This is a genomic window from Streptomyces albipurpureus, assembly GCF_023701525.1.
In the GTDB taxonomy this organism is placed as follows: Bacteria; Actinomycetota; Actinomycetes; order Streptomycetales; family Streptomycetaceae; genus Streptomyces; species Streptomyces albipurpureus.
In genome coordinates, this window is sequence record NZ_JAMQAW010000003.1 from 180,028 (window position 1) to 195,763 (window position 15,736).

The window sequence follows — 15,736 nt, forward strand, 5'->3', positions numbered from 1 at the left end:
TGCCGTACGCGAGAACAGGTTCCCCGCCGTCTTCCTGACAGCCGGGCTGCCCGGCGATGCGCTGGGTGCGGGCCAAGTACCTCCCGGGAGTGGACCCGGCTGATGTTGGCGTTGGTGGCCGGTACCGCTGCGATCGGGGCGGTGGTGATCTGACGGGTGCCGTCATCGAGAAGGGCCGGGGGCCTGTCCTCGATGACGGCATCGTGGCCGACGTCGATTACGGTCTGCCGCTGGCCTGCCGGCCCGGCCTCACTTCAGGTGCCGGCCGAAGAATCGGTTCCCGTCCTCCACCTCGAACCACGGGGTGCCGGTGTGTCCGCCCAGATTGGCGTGGAGCGTCTTCTCCTTGCTGCCGAAGGCGTCGAAGAGGTCCAGGGCCCGTTGCCGGGGGTTCCCCTCGTCGTCCCATTGGAGCAGGAACAGCAGCGGAATGGTGACCTGCCGGGCCTCCTCGCGTTGGGCGCGGGGCACGTACCCACCGGCGAAGAAGCCGGCGGCCGTGATGCGTGGTTCGGCCACCGCAAGGCGGATGCCGACGGCGGTCCACCCCGAGTACCCGACCGGGCCGCCGATCGCGGGCAGCGAGAGGAGGGCGTCCAGGGTGGTCCGCCATTCCGGGACCGCGTTTTCCACCAGCGGGCCGATGATGGACTCGAAGACCTCATCGACCGGTTCGTCGGCCTGAAACGCCCGGTGGAGGTCTGCGCGGGCCTGCTCGTCGGCTGCGGAACGGGGCCGGTCACCGCACCCGGCGGCGTCGATGCAGGCCACCGCGTAGCCGGACGCCGCGGAGTACCGGGCCCGTGCCACCAGCCGGGACGCGCTCTTGGGCAAGCCGTTGTTGTGTGCCATCAGGATCAGCGGGGCCGGTGCGGCGGATCCAGGCGTCCACAGGGTGCCGGGTATCTCACCAAGGGTGAACTCGCGCTCAAGGACGCCGTCGTCGAGGCGCTGTTCAGACGTGAATTGCATGGTCGTGCCCTTCGGGAGTGCTCTGGAACGGCGCTCCCGGACGACCTATCGCCCGACCGTGACCCCGGAGGGGAGCACCCATGTCGATACTGCGTCCACGGGTACCACCTCCTCGTTCTCTCGCACGGCCTCCCGGAGGCTAGCAGTGGTCGCCGTGGTGCGGTAGCGGGTTTTCGCGCAGGCGCCGTGGCCGGGTTCCCCGAGGCCGGACGAACGCATCCCCCAACCCTCGATGACAACGCTCACGGTTCGATGACACAGGACGGCGGTCTTCAGGTCGCCGCCGGCGTCGAGGGGAACCCTGATGGCCGATGCGCCGCAAACGGGGGGCAGTTCCGTTTGCGGTCGGATAGGCGGTGCACAGGGCGGCGGGGTGACGGGCGGGGGAACGGGCGTCTGCCAGCTTGATCACAGCCTGAGGGGGTGCGGTCCGGGTCGGCAGTGGCCCTGTGGGCCATGGATGTCAGGGCGGCCGCCCTCCGATCGACCCGTTTCCCACCTTCCCCAGCGATGTCCGGTCGTTGGCCCTCGCGGCGGGGCTGATGTGAACGACCATCAAATGCGTCGGCTCGTCGAGTGCTTGACCGGCCACCGTGTCCACCCGCGCGAGGATCTGCTTCACCGAACGCGGAAGAGACCGGGGCCTGAACCTGCCCCAGTGCCGATGCCACACGCAGGTCGGGATCGTGAGTGTGTGGGCGATACGGCCAGGCGCAGACGGCGGTAAGCATGCCTCGCGACCCCTTCGCGAGCGATGTGGAGGCCCTGGTGAACCAGTGTGTGGGCGCATGGCGGCGGTAGGCGCGGCGCCTATCCACAGGGCGCTCGGAAGCTGGGCGGAGTGGTGGGTGCCGCAGGTGAGGGCAAATGATTCGAGCGTGCGGATGACGGAAACACTGTCGAGGTGGTCACGACCCTTGTGCGTCCGGGAACCGCTGTGCTCCTTTGGGGAGTTCCCCGTCTCCGCTGTGTGATCAGAGTGCCGCTGCCGGAAAGGGAAGGGTACGAGAGATGAAGGTCGTCGTTGTCGGTGCAGGCGTGTTGGGGGTGAGTGTCGCGAGGCAGCTTGCTCTAGCCGGTCAGGACGTTGTTCTGCTGGATCGGTGGGGCGCGGGCACCGGTGCGACCGCAACTACTTTTGCCTGGATCAACTCGTACCGCAGGCTTGCCCCGGACTACCACCGGCTGGGCCTTGCGGGGATGGAGGAGCACACCAGGCTCGCCGAGCAGATGGGGGATGCGCTGCCGTACTTCCCCAGCGGGGCACTGCAATGGGCCGACTCCGCAAGCGAGCGATGGCTCACCGACAATGTGGAACGGCTTGAGTCCCTTGGCTACCCCGCACGGTTCGTCACACCTGCCGAGGCGACGCGGATCGCGGGAGACCTCCGCATCCCGGCAACCGTCACCTCCATCGCGCACTTCCCCAGCGAGGGGTATGTGCTACCGGACCTCTTCATGGGAAGGCTGCTGGCGGACGCCAGACGGCATGGAGCCAGGTACGCGATCGGTCAGGTCGTGGCCATCGAGGACACTGCTGACGGAGTGTCCATCACCCTGGCCGAAGGCGATGTCCTCAGGGCCGACCGAGTCGTTCTGGCGGCAGGCCGCTGGACGGAGGGGCTGGCTGCCCAGGCGGGGATCAACGTTCCCATGGTGACGGACACCGGTCGCGGATCGCGAACCGTGGGTCTGCTCGTCCACGCCAGGTCCCCGAGACTCGACCTGCGCTGTGTGATCCACAGCCCCGGCCTCAACCTCCGCCCCTCAGACGGCGGGCACACCGTCCTCCAGGCTCTCGACCTGAACGCTCTCGTCGATCCTGAAGACCCTCCGACAGCGGAGGGGGACATCGCGCGCACCATCGCTCAGCGATTCACCGCACTGCTGCCCCAGCCAGGTGAACGACCGCAGATCGACCTCGACCCGCGCATCGGCTTCCGATCGCTGCCCCTGGACGGGCACACCGTCGCCGGCTACGCGTCGGGGCGCTCCCGGATCTATTGCCTCGTCTCCCACAGCGGTATCACCCTGGCCCCGATTCTGGGACGCCTGGTCGCTACCGAGATCTCGACAGAACGGGAGCAAGACCTCCTGAGAGCTTTCCGGCCCACACGATTCCTCGGCAAGGCACGCTCCGACATCGAGGCAACGCAACACGCCACCAGACTGGGTGACCAGTGACCTGCGCCCTCAACCGCCTCCTCCACAGCAGGCGGCGGCACGCCCGCGAGAGACCAGTCTTCCCGGGTCCGGACCCACCAGGACTCAGACCCTTCCCCCGAACTCCCCGCAACTGCTTACCGCCCCTGTCTGACCAAGCCCCCGGAACAGGTACGCCGACCGTACTCCTCCAGGATTCGCAGCGCCGCGCGCGGCACCCGCTTCACCGCACACCGGCGCCTCTTCCGGGATCGTGTGTCGGGGGGCGTCGCGCTTCGCAGTGCATGTCGTGACGCGCACGCCTGTCGCGCTTGTGGTGCTCGTCGCGCTCCCGGCCCAGGTCCGGTGCTCCTGACGCCGACCCCCTCGCCTACTCATTGTCCGCCGCGTGACAACGCCCCGCATCCGGAGGGGAGGCGGGGCGTTGTCCGGTCGGGCTGGCCGTCAGGGCACGTAGCCGACGAAGTCGAACGAGTAGTACATGGTGTTCGGGTTGTCCCACGAGTAGCCCGGGTCTCCCCGGCCCGGTGCCGGGGATGCGGCTGGTCGCCGCGGCGCCGCCCCTCGCAACCGGCTCGGGTCCCGTCCGAGGTGCCCGGCCCCCGTCCCGCTCGCCCGGCGGGCCCTCGTCCTGCCCGTCGCGGCAATGGCGGCTAGCCTGGAAAGGGGCCTTCAGGGTCTTCCTCCCGATCGGGAGTTCTCCATGGTCAATCGGCGAAGGGAAAGCGACACCGCGCTGACGTCCGCGCTCCCGGCCCCGAGACGGATCGCCTGGTGGGTGTGGAGCGGTGTGGGGACCGTCGCGCTGCTCGCTCTCCTGACCCTGGCGGGAAAGGGGCACGAGGCGTGGAGCGTTGGTGACTGGGCCTGGGGCATCAGCGGCTGGCTGGCCCGGGTGTGCGGTGGCCTCGGGCAGGTCTTCGACCCGGACGGTGGTCTCATCCTCGGCCAGCGACTGGGGTTCTTCGCCGTAGCCCTCATGGTCCTGTACCTGTACTGGCGGGCGACGCGGGCGTTCCTCGCCTACAAACCGGGCCCGGTGGACGTCCAGGAGCTCATCGACGCGACACCGCCGAAGTCCCTCACCCAGTCGGCCGCGGATCTCACCGCCGAGCTGCGTCAGCAGTTGTCCGACTGCAGCATGTACGCACCGACGACGCTGCCCGCGGAAGCACCGCCCATGAGCTTTCTTGAACTGGTCGGAGATGTCGAGTTCGACGCCAAGTCGCTGGGCAGCGCCATACCGCGCCTGCTCAGCCGGCTCCGGCCGAAGCTCGCTTACCGGGTCGGCGGTGTGCTCCGGCTTCGGGAACAGGAGCCGGACCGGCTGGGTATGACCGTGACCGTCACCGCGTACGTGTTCGGCGGGTCCCGTTCGACCACCCTGTGGGGAAGCGAATGGGACGAGGTCATCCGCAAGGCGGGCTGCTGGGTGATCAGCACACTCCTGCCGGTCACCCGCGCCGGGAGGCAGCCGCCGTGGCGGAGATGGTGGGGGCGGGAACTCAGTCCCGAACTGTACGAGTCCTACCAGAACGCCAGCGAGCTGAGCCGGGCGGGCCGTTATCACGAGGCGTTGTCACGCTACTACGACGCCATCGCGCTCGACCCCGAGAACCCGCATCTGCGCAGCGAGTTGGCGGAGGTCCAGGAGAAGATGGGGCTGCACATCGACGCGCTGGAGACCTGCCAGCGGGCCCTCACCCTTGATGGACAGACCACCGGGCAGTACACCAAGCGCCTGTGGCTGCGGCCGTGGAAACCCGGCTGGTGCCGCCTGCGCTATCTGATCCACCCTCACCGCTACCGCGAGGTGCTCGGCCTGCGGTACCGGAACGCCGTCATCCTGGGAACCTCGGAGGAAACGACGAAGCAGTGGTTCGACACGGGCGAGGCCCGGGACGACGGCACACGCGGACGCCTGGCGGGCCTCATCGCGAACCGCTACTGGAGAGCGGCGATCGGACTCGTACCGAGCGGTACCGAGGAGAAGTGGCTCACCTGTGCGCTGAAGCCGCACACCGGCCGTACGACCGGATCGTCCTATCCCGATGAGGAACTGGTGCGCCTGGTCTTCCAGCGGGCCTCCATACAGGAGACGAACCGGCTGGCAGCGGATGACCGCTGGGCGCGAGTCGCCGGCCTCTACTGGCCCGCACGGGTGGAGAGCCTCCTGCGGTTCCTGTCCCCCTTCTCCAGTGTGCAGAGCTACCTCGGACCGCGGCAGAGCGTGACCAGAGGCGCCTTCCGGATCAACCAGATCGTGTGGGCACCTCTCCGGCTCGCCTGGTCCCTCAAACACGCGCGCTCGCGTCATTCGGTCGACCTCGACCCGTCCCTGGGCTACCGCTGGCGCACCGGGCCTTCGGTGAGCACGGACATCGCTCCCCAGGAACTCGCAGATCTGGTCAACAGGGCCCGGAGCCGATTGGTACTGCTGCGTCGTGTGCTACCGCTGTGCCGCCGCAGCGACTGGCTGACCCGCTACAACAGCGCCTGCGTGCACGCTGTCGCCCTGAAGGCGGGAGGCGTCGAGGACGAAGCGGAGGAGGCCACAGAGGAAGAGAGAAGGAGGAAACAAGAGGAGAGGGCGATGCATGTGAAGTTCGCCGTCGAGGAACTCGAACAGGCGGTTCTGCTTCCCCGGGGCGATTTCGCGACGGTCGAGCGGACCTGGATGGCCCATGAAGACCCGGATCTGGCACATCTTCGGAAAGACCCCCTGTTCCAGCGCTTTGAACTCACCGCGTACCCAGGGGTGGAGATTCCCGCCGCAACGCCACCGGACAACTGGTCCGAGGCGCAGATGAGGGCATACGACCACCGGCTCCTCCAAGAGGCGGCGCAGGTGCTGGAAAGGGTGTGGGCTCTGCGCGGAATGGAGTCCAGCTTCGAGATTCGGGTAGCGGCGGAGTGGCTCCAGAGCGAATGCCGAATCTGGGATTCCGTGAAGAAGGTGACCGACCCCAACCGCCTGGGCCACTGGGAGGACCGCGTGGAGCTCATCGCTGCCGTCCGCAACAGCCACCCGGTACTGCCGGTCACGCCCGGCTTCCCTCCGTCGATGCTCTCGCGTGCGATGGCGAAGGACGACAGCAAGCACATTCAGACAACGCTGCGGGACCTTCAGCAGGACCTGCAGGGAAACGAGACCCACAGGGTGAGGATGGAGGAGGGGCAGGAGAGCTTCAGCAGGGCGACGGCCAATGGCGTGGCCTGGTTGAAGCCGAAGCCGGTCCACAACCTGTGTGTGGCCTATTCCGCGGTCTGGCAGACGCTTGCGGAATGGCTCGGCATGGATCGCTCGGAGCAGCACTTCCGGGACGCTCTCGACAGAGTCCCCGAGCCCTCGACGGACGGGCTGACCCAGCAGGGCGCCCCGGGGCCCACCGTATGACCGGGAGTCTGCCGGACAGGCTTCGTCGCCCACGCGCAGGATGTGCGGGAACAACCGGTCGAGTGCCGCCGCCACGAGGGAGTCCGTGCTCAGCTCCCGAGTCCTGTCGCCCGGGGCGGCGACCTTCAGGAGCGGTCCTCGCCTCGTGGCGCACCCACCAGCTACCTCGCCGGACTCCGTCCCAGTGGATGGATCATGTGGCTGGAGCACATCACGTCAGCCACATGATCTGAACCGTGAACAGGCCTAGTCGGCGCGCCCGGATGGGACCGAGGGTAGGTACCGCGGTGCACGCCAGGCGTCCAGCCGTTGCTCCACCGCCGCCCCTAGCGACAGCAGCTTGGCGTCCTGGCGGTCACCGGCCATCAGGAGCAGGCCGACCGGCAACTCGCCGACGAACCCGGCCGGCACGGACAGTGAGGGGTAGCCGGCGACGGCGGCCGGGGTGGAGGACGGGATCACGTCGTTGTCGCCCCGCGCGCAGTCGGTGGTCCAGGCGGGCGGGTTCGCCGGGGCGGCGATGGCGTCCAGGTCGTGGGCGGCCATCGTCTCGTCGATGGACCGCCGGGACAGGTCCGTCAGCTCGGCGCGCATGGCCCGGTAGCGCGGATCCGTGGTCGGCGGCGCTGCCAGGGCCAGTTCGAAGAGTTCCTGGCCGGCGAAGCAGGTGTGTTCGGCCGGGTGCGTACGGTTGAACTCGATCAGCCCGGCGAGGTCGCGAGGCCCCTTGCGCGAGGAGAGATAGGTGTCGATGTCCCGGTGGAACTCGCTCAGCAGGGCCGGGAACTCCAGTTCGGCGAGCCTGCCCTGGTACGGCGGTGTCACCTCGACGACCCGGGCCCCGGCGGCACGCAGCCGCGTCGCGGTCCGGGTCATCAGGGCGTCCACGTCGGCGCCGAGCGAGGGGAGCCGCCACAGGCCGATCCGCTTGCCGCGCAGACCACCGCGGCGCGTGACCGCCTCCGTCAGGCCGGAGGCAAGGTCGGCGCCCGCGGTGTGGTGACCGCTGAGCACCGAGAGGGTGATCGCGGTGTCGATGACGTTACGCGCCATGGGGCCAGCCGTGTCCTGCTCGGCGGAGATCGGGACGACACCGGACTGGCTGACCATTCCCAGGCTCGGCTTGTGGCCGACGACCCCGTTCATCCCGGCCGGACACACGACGGAGCCGTCCGTCTCGGTGCCGATCGCCACCTGTGCCAACGAGGCGGCGAGCGCGGCGGCCGAACCGGAGGACGATCCGCACGGATTACGGTCCAGGACGTACGGGTTGTGTGTCTGCCCACCCACCGCCGACCAGCCGGACGTCGGCTTCGCTGCGCGGAAGTTGGCCCATTCGGACAGGTTGGCCTTGCCGAGGATCACCGCACCCCCCGCACGCAGTCTTCCGACCAACTCCGCGTCCGTGTCCGGCGGACTTCCGGCCAGCGCCAGCGATCCGGCCGTCGTCGGCATGTCAAAGGTGTTCACATTGTCCTTCAGCAGGACGGGGATGCCTTCGAGCGGGCCGCGGACCGTTCCGCGACGGTGCCGCGCATCGCTGGCGGCCGCTTGGCTCAAGACCGTCGGGCTGATGCGCAGCACCGCGTTGACCTTCGGGTCGATGGCCTCGATCCGCCTGAGGTACGCCCGGGTCAGCTCCGACGAGGTGAGGGTTCCGCGCTTCATACGCGCCTGCAACTCGGGGATCGTCACCGTGTCCAGGTCCACTCCGCGCAGGAGCGCCGATCCGGTGGGGGCCGAGGAACCGCCGGCATCTGATTCGGCGGCCGCCGCACGCTGCCCCGGCACACCCGCCGCCAGAAGGGGCGCCAAGGACAGGGCCGCGGTCAATGCCGCAAGGCTTCTCTTGTTCATGGGGACAGCCCAGTGCAGGAGAACCGCCGGGCGCAAGAGACTTCTGCGCCTCTCCACACCGCAGCGGCCGACTCGCCCCAGGTGCGCCCGGCGCCGTCACGGGGCTTGTCTCATCCGGGCGTGACGCAGAAAGGGCACGAGCGCGGTGGTACGGGCGTGCTCCTCCAGCGGGGTGAAGTGGCCTCTGGGCGCGGTGACCACGGCGTACGGCAGGCTCCAGCCCCGGTGGGTTCGGCGCCGGGCAGCGGGTCCCGGGCTTCGTCGCGGAAGAGTTCGGCGCAGATGTCCCAGTCGAGGTCATCCTCGTGCTCCGGCAGATGGTCTGCTTCCCGGCGTGTGTGGTCGAACGACTGGGCGCGGCCGAGACCGAGGTGCGGGGCGTAGGTGTCGAAGAACCGCACGACATGGGCCGATTCGACGGTGCACGCGGCCCAGTTGAGAGGATCGGCCGGTTGTCAGTGCCCCTTCATATGCTGATGTCATGGAGATGGAGATCACTCAGGGGACACTCGCGGAGGCGTGGCAGCGCACCGCCGCTGGACACGCCCTGCTCCACGGGGTCGGGCTGCCGCCCGTGGCGTTTTCGGACGAGGCGTTGGACGAGTGCGTCGAGCGCGCTGAGGAGGCGGAGGACGAGGGACTGTGCCTGCTGCTGGACGAGAACGGCACCGTGCGCGGCCACTACGGTGCCTACCGGGAGGCCTTTGTCACCAGCGACCTCGAACAGGTGCTGTACCTGATCGCTGAGGCCGCGGTGCGTCGGCGCGGCGGCAGCGTCGCCGAGGTGGCCGACGCGATGGAGCGGATCGATCCGGCGTGGGGCAGACGGTTTCGCAGCGGCGGCCTGGACGACACGGGGACGGTCGAAGCGTGCGGGCGCGACCCGTTGGAGGGGCTCGCCTGGATAGCCGGGTCCTGGCGCGAACAGCACCCGTACACGACCCTTGCCTTCTTCCGCGCGGCGCCCGGGCGAACCGTCGACGCCGAACGGCTGGCCCTGCTGTACGGGGCCGATCCCGCGCAGGTCGCGGCTGGCACGCGTCTGAAGGACCTGAAGGCCGTGGACAGCGGCCGGGCCCACGGGGACCGCCAGTGGGAGAGCTGCTGTTTCGGGCGGGCCGGCGGGTGGACGTTCCTGCTGTACCACGACGCGCCGCGAAGGGCCTTCGCCAACAAGGAGGCATACACGGCGCTCGGGATCGAGGAGAGCGTGAGGCTGTCCGCCACCTCCGCGAAGGCCATCTACACCTTCGACTACCTGCGGGACGGTCGCCGCGTCGACGACGACCAGGGCGTGCTGGAACTGATCTGGTACGAACGCGGCCTCGCCCCCTATCTGCGGGGCGGCGAACTGGACTTCCTCAACCGCGCCGTACGCCGCGCCGAGCTGGACCACCCCGAGGTGACCGACACGTTCGAGCTGTACTTCCACGCCTTGGAGAAGTCCCTCGGCCTGCGTCTGCCACGCCGGGACTTCACGGAGGGGGAGGTGCGGGCCGCGTACTGGGCCGCGAAATCGTCGTAGGAACGGCGAGGTCGCTCCGGCCAGCTACCTCGCCGGCCCTCATCTGCGCGCCTTGATGATCTGGGTCGGAGATATCCCCGGACCACCCGATGATCACTGCTCGATACGCGTCCTGGTGAGGGACAGCGACATGGGACCGCTGCGGTCACCGGACCATGGCTTCCGCGACCATCGGCGCCATCGCCGTCGGTGTTTCGCGGCGGCGAGGCCTGCCCGAGACTGTCATGCGGGGGAACTCTGGCGAAGCCGGTGATACGCCGGAGCTTGCCGGATGTCGGGGTGCCGTGCGGGATATGCGGGCTCGGCCCCGCCCCGCGCCTGCGGGATCATCCAGCCGCTAGGCGAAGACGACGGCGATGGGCATGGCCGCGATGAAGGCGACCACACCGGTGAGGAACGCGGTGACAGCGCCTGTCTTCACGGCTTGTTCCCATGGCCGGCCGCGGCGGCGGGCATACGCGCCCGCGGCGACGCCGATCGCGAAGGGAGTGATCGCCGCAGCAATGAGCAGCGCCCCTAGCAGGAACGAGGGATCGCCCGGTCCCCCCTCGATCCACCGGAGGGCCCGCAGGATGTGGTCGACCCCGACCGGTCCGAGGATGAGGCCAGCCATGGTGCCCGGGATACACGCTCCGAGCACCATGAGCACGATCAGGGTGCGTTTTGGCGCAGGACCTTCTGTTGTCTGCCACATGGGCGTCACCTCACCATCGGGGGCGTAGGGCGAAATGTCTGAGGGCCGCTTCAACACCTGCCGGCCCCTTGCCGACTCCCACCACGCCTACCTCCTCATGCTCAACGGCCGTGAGGGCGAAGCCCATCGGCACCCCATGGCCGCGACCATGAGCGACGCGAGGGCGGGCGGGGTCACGGTCCCGCGGGCCCTGCGTGTGGGACCGACCCGACTCCGGGTCCCTCCACTTCCAGAAGTGGCTTGACGGCCGCACCTTCGCCGAAGCCCGCCAGGACAACACTATCGAGGCGGGGCTGTGGCCCCGGCTCGGGCACCAGACCACCCTGTTGTGCGTTCCATCCAGCCGATGTGCTCCTGCTCCGGCCTCCCCGTACCTCGCCAGCAGTGACCGGCCGAGCGCCTCAGACCCGGAGCCCCCGCTCCTACCCCGCGTCCTGGAACCCGGTGCTGTCAACGGCGGAAGCGAGGTCGCGCCACAGGGCCGCCAGGTCTGGGCGGTCATCGACCACACGCCCGCCGCCGACTGCCCAGTCGGTGGTCGATGTCGGCGGTGACGCAGCCCTCGACCATGGTGGCGACGACGCGATGGCGGAACGTCATGCCGTGAAAGGGGGTGTTGTCCGACGCGCTGATGGACTCGGTCCGGTCCACCCGCCAGTCGGCCCGGGGGTCCACCAGGGTGAACGTCGCAGGTTCCCCCGCGCGCAACGGACGGCCCGCTACGTCGGCGAGCCCCGCGATACGGGCGGGACCCGCGGACATCACCGTGGCCACGAGGCCCCAGTCCGGTTCGCCCCCGGCGCCCAGGGCCTCCGCGACCACGGGGAGCGCGGTCTCCAGGCCCAGCATGCCGAAGGGTGCCTCACACCAGTGCCTGTCTTTGCTCGACGCGGTGTGGGGGGCGTGGTCGGTGGCGACGGCGTCGATGGTTCCGTCGCCAAGGGCGGCGCGCAGGGCCGCCACGTCCTCGGCGCTGCGCAGCGGCGGGTTCACCTTGTGCAAGGGGTCGGTGTCGTGCGTCAGGAGATCGGTGAGCAGCAGGTGGTGGGGGGTCACTTCGGCGGTTACCGGCCAGCCGCGCGACTTGGCCCATCTGACGATTTCCACGGTCCCCGCTGTGGAGACGTGACAGATGTGCAGACGTCCGCCGGTGGCCCCGGCGAGTACCACGTCACGGGCGACGATTGCCTCCTCGCCCGTCGCCGGCCAGGGCGGTAGACCGGTGGCGTGCGCCGCCGCGCCGGCGTTGACCTGGCCTCGCTCCGCGAGACGCGGGCACTGCGCGTGTTGGGCGACCAGGGTTCCGGTGCGGCGGGCCGCCTCCAGCGCCTGTACGAGGAGCGTGGGGTCGTCGACGCAGACGCCGTCGTCGGAGAACATCAGGGCGCCGGCTGCTGCCATGGCGTCGAGGGGGGCGAGTTCGCGGCCGGCGAGCCCCTTGGTGACCGCTCCCACTGGGTGCACCCGGCAGGACGCGGTACGTGCCGCCCGCTCGATGATGTGCCGTACCCGCTCGGGGCTGTCGGTCACCGGCACGCAGTTGGCCATGGCGAGCACGTCGGAGTACCCGCCGTGCGCTGCCGCCCTGGTGCCGCTCGCGATGGTCTCCGAGGCTGTGTCACCGGGTTCGCGCAGGTGGGTATGGAGGTCCACCAACGCCGGCAGCATGATCAGACCGTCGCAGTCGGCTGTCGTCGCGTCCGCGGCACCTGTGCCGCTTCCGTTGCCGGGGGCTGTCACGGCGGCGATCCGCCCGCCCTGTACGGTCACGTCCCGGGGTGGGCCGCCGAGGGGCCGGACCCCCCGCAGGATCGTCGTCCCTGCGGAGCCGTCAGCCCGGGAGCCGTTCACCGTTCTGTGTCCGAGCGCGTGAGGCGGAAGACCGGTCCGTCCGCGCAGATCAGCGGGGACTCCTCGGGACCGCTTCTGGTCCCGGTGGCGCAGCCGTGGCAGTACCCGAGGCCGCAGGCCATGTGGGCTTCCAGCGATACCTGGACATCCGCCGCCCAGCGTCGGCCGAGCTCTTCGCAGAGCCGGGCCAGCCGCTCCGAACCGCACGTCATGATCTGCTGCGGAGGGGCCTGGTCGAGGTCGGCCGTCAGCATGTCCCGGAGCTGGGTCACGCTACTGCTGCCGGTGTCGTCGGTGACCTCGTGCAGCCGTGTCACACCGGCCGCCCGGTAGACGTCCGCGCCGACTACTCTGTCCGGGCTTCTGCCGCTGGCCACGGCGACGATCTCGACTTCGGTCCCGGCGCACTCCTGGGCGACCGTGGTCAGCGAACAGGTGCCGATGCCCCGTCCGACCAGAAGGACGCGCGTCGTTCGCCGGGCGATACGGAATCCCTGGCCCAGCGGTCCCACGACCAGCATCCGCTCGCCCGGTCGGAAAGAGGCCAGCCGACGGGTGCCGTCACCGACCACTCCGAGGAGGATGTCGAGGGTGCCGGCCTGCGGGTTGCGGCCGTACACGGCCATCGGGCGGGGCAGGACGGGGCCCGTGTCCCCGTCCCGGGCAGCGGTCAGCATCACGAACTGTCCTGCCTGGCACCTCTGGGCGATACTCGGCGCTTCCAGGCGTAGGAAGTGGTAGCCCGGGCCATGCGGGGTGGAGGCGAGCACCCGGGCACGGTGCCAGGTCGGGGCGGGTAGATCGGTCCCGGACCCGGACAGCGGTGTCACGCTGTCCCGGACAGGTATGCCGGCCTCCGCATCGAGGGTGTTCATGCTGCTGTGGCCTCCTGTGCGGACAGCCGGGCATCGAGTCGTAGCAGACCCGATGCCAGGATGTCGGTGCCGACGGCGAGTTCGGCCGGATGGGTCAGCTCCTCGGGACTGTGGCTGACCCCGCCGTTGTGACTGGGGACGAAGATCATGCCGGTGGGCACCACATGGTTGATCATCTGTGCGTCGTGGCTGGCCCCGCTGGGCATGACCCGGTGGGCGATCCCCGCTTCCGCCGCTGCCTCGGCGATGGTGTCCCGGAGCCATCGGGGGAGGATGACGGGGGAGGCGTCGGCCAGCAGCCGGGATCGGCACCCGACCCCGCGCCGGGAGCAGATGTTCTGCGCACCGTCGACGATCTCCGCCGCGGTCAGTCGCTGCCGGTCGTTGTCGACGTCTCGGACGTCGACATAGACCTCGGCGCTCCCGGCGATCGTGGTGAGGGAGCCGGGCGAGGCATGCATGCGTCCGACGGTCGCACGGGTGCCGTGATGGCGGCTGTCGTTGGCAAGGGTCTCGATCATCAGGATGATCTCCGCCGCCGCGGCCATCGCGTCGGCCCTCATCCGCATCGGGGTTCCCCCGGTGTGCGAGGCCCGTCCGGTGAGATCGAGGCGTAGCCGGGTACTGCCCGAGATCAGGTCGACGAGTCCGATGGGAACGGACTCGGATTCCAGTACGGAGCCCTGCTCGATGTGCAGTTCCAGGAAGGCAGCCCAGTCCTCGCCGCGCCAGCGGGCCGCTTCGGTGTCGTTCGGGTCGAGGCCCACAGCGGTCATGGCCTGTGCCAGCGACACGCACTCGGCGTCCTGCTTGGTCTTCAGGTCGGCGGGGCCGGTCAGTCCCGCGGCGATCCGGCTGCCCGTGCACGCCTGTCCGAAGCGGGCTCCCTCCTCGGCGGCGAAGGCCACGAACCGGACGGGCCGGGTGAGCCGGATCCCGCCCGAGACGAACAGCCGTGCCACCTCCATCGCCGCGACCACACCGGCTATGCCGTCGTACGCGCCGGCGCCCGGCACGCTGTCGAGATGGGAGCCGGTGCCCAGGCCCGGCAGTCCGGGGGTCGTGCCGGGCAGTTCGGCGATCGTGTTGCCGGCCGTGTCCGTGCGTACTTCCAGGCCGAGCGCACGCATGTGCGCCGTGTACACGTCATGGGCCTGGCGCTCAAGCGGGGTGTACGCCAGCCGGGTGACGCCGGGGCCCTGGCCGGGTTCCGACATTCCGGCGAAGGTGTCCAGGTGCCTCTGGAGCCGGTCGGCGTCGGCGCGAGGGAGAGCAGCCAGGGTCGGTGCGGTCATCGGAGTCCGGCCGACGAGGCTTCCGCCTCGGAGAGCAGCGCTACCACGGGTACGGAACCTGCGGCATCGAGCGTGGGGGTGTGCAGGACAGCGGCCACCGCGGTCACTTCGGCGGCCGCGCCGCGCAGCACGCTGAGCATGGCCTGGAGCCAGCGCGGCTCCCAGGCGGTCGCCAGCGCCACGACCCGGTCGCCGGGGGTGATCGACGGGGAGACGGAGATGATTCCGGACTCGTCGGTGACCCGTAGGACGGTCGAGCCCGTCGCCAGGGCCACGACGTGGGCGAGCACGGCTTCGTCGCTGCTCTCCCACACCGCGATGTGGTCCGGCTTCAGATCGCGCACGGCGTCGGCGACGGCCTGGCCGATGAGGTCGGCCGCGGCCGGGGAGATCTGCGTGTTCAGGGTGGTGCCGTAGGTGTCCGGGGCCGCGCCGAGTTCACGGATGCCGGAGATGATCGCGGAGGTGCTTTCGGTCATCGGGGATCCATCTCTTTCTTGTCGGTCGCGGACCCGAGCGGGGTCCGCGACGAGGTGGCGGAGAAGAGCGCGTGGAACCGTACTCCGTACCGTTCCAGGAGCGTGTCCGCCACGCTGCTGTCGCTGCTGTCGAGCACGCTGAGGACGCGGGAGACCCGCATCCCGGCTTTCAGGGCGGCGAGTACGGGTGTGGCCGCGTCCTGCGCCGTGCCCATCAACGGCACGACGACGACGGTGTACTCGCCCGGATGGGCCTCGCCGGTCAGAGCGGCGTCGTCCCCGGTACCGGTCACCGTCGCGAACGGTAGGCCGGTGTGCAGGGCCAGGGCGGTGGTGGCGGCGATGCCGTCGGGGGTGGTGCACACCAACCGGTCGGTCCCGGGCGGGAGCGCTTCGGACAGCAGCGCCGCGGTACGACGCAGGATCGACGGGCGGCTCTGGACGGCTTCGACGTCGACCCGGCCGTCGCCGAGGGGGGCCACCGCGAGGATGTCGGCGTACAGTTCCGCGCTTCGTTGCTCGGCGCTCTGGAAGGCGCTGGGGGCGTCGGCCGCCGTGTGCAGGACCTGGGCAAGGTTCATGTGGGCTCCGTGGATGGGACGGTCAGTGGAGACCGCGCGAGGTCGGG

At 69.8% G+C, this 15,736-nt stretch carries 11 protein-coding genes; 3 read left to right on the forward strand and 8 right to left on the reverse strand.

The window, feature by feature from the left end; translation table 11 throughout:
- Nucleotides 1–249: 249 nt before the first annotated feature.
- Entirely contained in the window at nucleotides 250–972 is a 723-nt protein-coding gene (locus NBG84_RS04175) for a dienelactone hydrolase family protein (RefSeq protein ID WP_250917874.1), read from the reverse strand.
- A 1,011-nt stretch (nucleotides 973–1,983) separates the two neighbouring features.
- On the opposite strand from NBG84_RS04175, the gene NBG84_RS04180 reads away from it, so the two are divergent.
- Both NBG84_RS04180 and NBG84_RS04185 read left to right on the forward strand, forming a co-directional pair.
- Nucleotides 1,984–3,156 carry an NAD(P)/FAD-dependent oxidoreductase gene (locus NBG84_RS04180; RefSeq protein ID WP_250917875.1) on the forward strand — a complete coding sequence of 391 codons (1,173 nt, stop codon included), beginning with the start codon at nucleotides 1,984–1,986 and terminating at the stop codon, nucleotides 3,154–3,156.
- 682 nt (nucleotides 3,157–3,838) lie between these two features.
- Nucleotides 3,839–6,532, forward strand: a complete 2,694-nt coding sequence (locus NBG84_RS04185) for a tetratricopeptide repeat protein (protein ID WP_250917876.1) — start codon at nucleotides 3,839–3,841, stop codon at nucleotides 6,530–6,532.
- A gap of 246 nt (nucleotides 6,533–6,778) precedes the next feature.
- Here NBG84_RS04185 and NBG84_RS04190 read toward each other — a convergent pair whose 3' ends face one another.
- Nucleotides 6,779–8,389, reverse strand: a complete 1,611-nt coding sequence (locus NBG84_RS04190; protein WP_250917877.1) for an amidase family protein — start codon at nucleotides 8,387–8,389, stop codon at nucleotides 6,779–6,781.
- A 481-nt stretch (nucleotides 8,390–8,870) separates the two neighbouring features.
- On the opposite strand from NBG84_RS04190, the gene NBG84_RS04195 reads away from it, so the two are divergent.
- The gene (locus NBG84_RS04195) at nucleotides 8,871–9,914 is read left to right on the forward strand and encodes a hypothetical protein (RefSeq protein ID WP_308312002.1); all 1,044 of its coding nucleotides are present in this window, start codon (nucleotides 8,871–8,873) and stop codon (nucleotides 9,912–9,914) included.
- A 337-nt stretch (nucleotides 9,915–10,251) separates the two neighbouring features.
- On the opposite strand, the gene NBG84_RS04200 is transcribed toward NBG84_RS04195, so the two are convergent.
- From NBG84_RS04200 to NBG84_RS04225, 6 genes are all read right to left on the reverse strand, one after another.
- A complete protein-coding gene (locus NBG84_RS04200) occupies nucleotides 10,252–10,527 on the reverse strand; it encodes a hypothetical protein (protein ID WP_250917878.1) in 276 nt (91 codons plus the stop codon).
- 579 nt (nucleotides 10,528–11,106) lie between these two features.
- Nucleotides 11,107–12,459 (reverse strand): dihydroorotase, encoded by a 1,353-nt coding sequence (locus tag NBG84_RS04205; RefSeq protein WP_425608567.1) that lies wholly within the window; start codon nucleotides 12,457–12,459, stop codon nucleotides 11,107–11,109.
- Nucleotides 12,456–13,334: an iron-sulfur cluster-binding protein gene (locus NBG84_RS04210; protein WP_250917880.1), complete on the reverse strand. Its 879-nt coding sequence runs from the start codon at nucleotides 13,332–13,334 to the stop codon at nucleotides 12,456–12,458. Before NBG84_RS04210 ends, NBG84_RS04205 begins: the two co-directional genes overlap by 4 nt.
- The gene (locus tag NBG84_RS04215; RefSeq protein WP_250917881.1) at nucleotides 13,331–14,629 is read right to left on the reverse strand and encodes a Zn-dependent hydrolase; all 1,299 of its coding nucleotides are present in this window, start codon (nucleotides 14,627–14,629) and stop codon (nucleotides 13,331–13,333) included. The genes NBG84_RS04210 and NBG84_RS04215 overlap by 4 nt, the downstream gene beginning before the upstream one ends.
- A complete protein-coding gene (locus tag NBG84_RS04220) occupies nucleotides 14,626–15,108 on the reverse strand; it encodes a hypothetical protein (protein ID WP_250917882.1) in 483 nt (160 codons plus the stop codon). Before NBG84_RS04220 ends, NBG84_RS04215 begins: the two co-directional genes overlap by 4 nt.
- Nucleotides 15,105–15,689 carry a hypothetical protein gene (locus NBG84_RS04225; RefSeq protein ID WP_250917883.1) on the reverse strand — a complete coding sequence of 195 codons (585 nt, stop codon included), beginning with the start codon at nucleotides 15,687–15,689 and terminating at the stop codon, nucleotides 15,105–15,107. Before NBG84_RS04225 ends, NBG84_RS04220 begins: the two co-directional genes overlap by 4 nt.
- Between the last annotated feature and the right edge of the window lie 47 nt (nucleotides 15,690–15,736).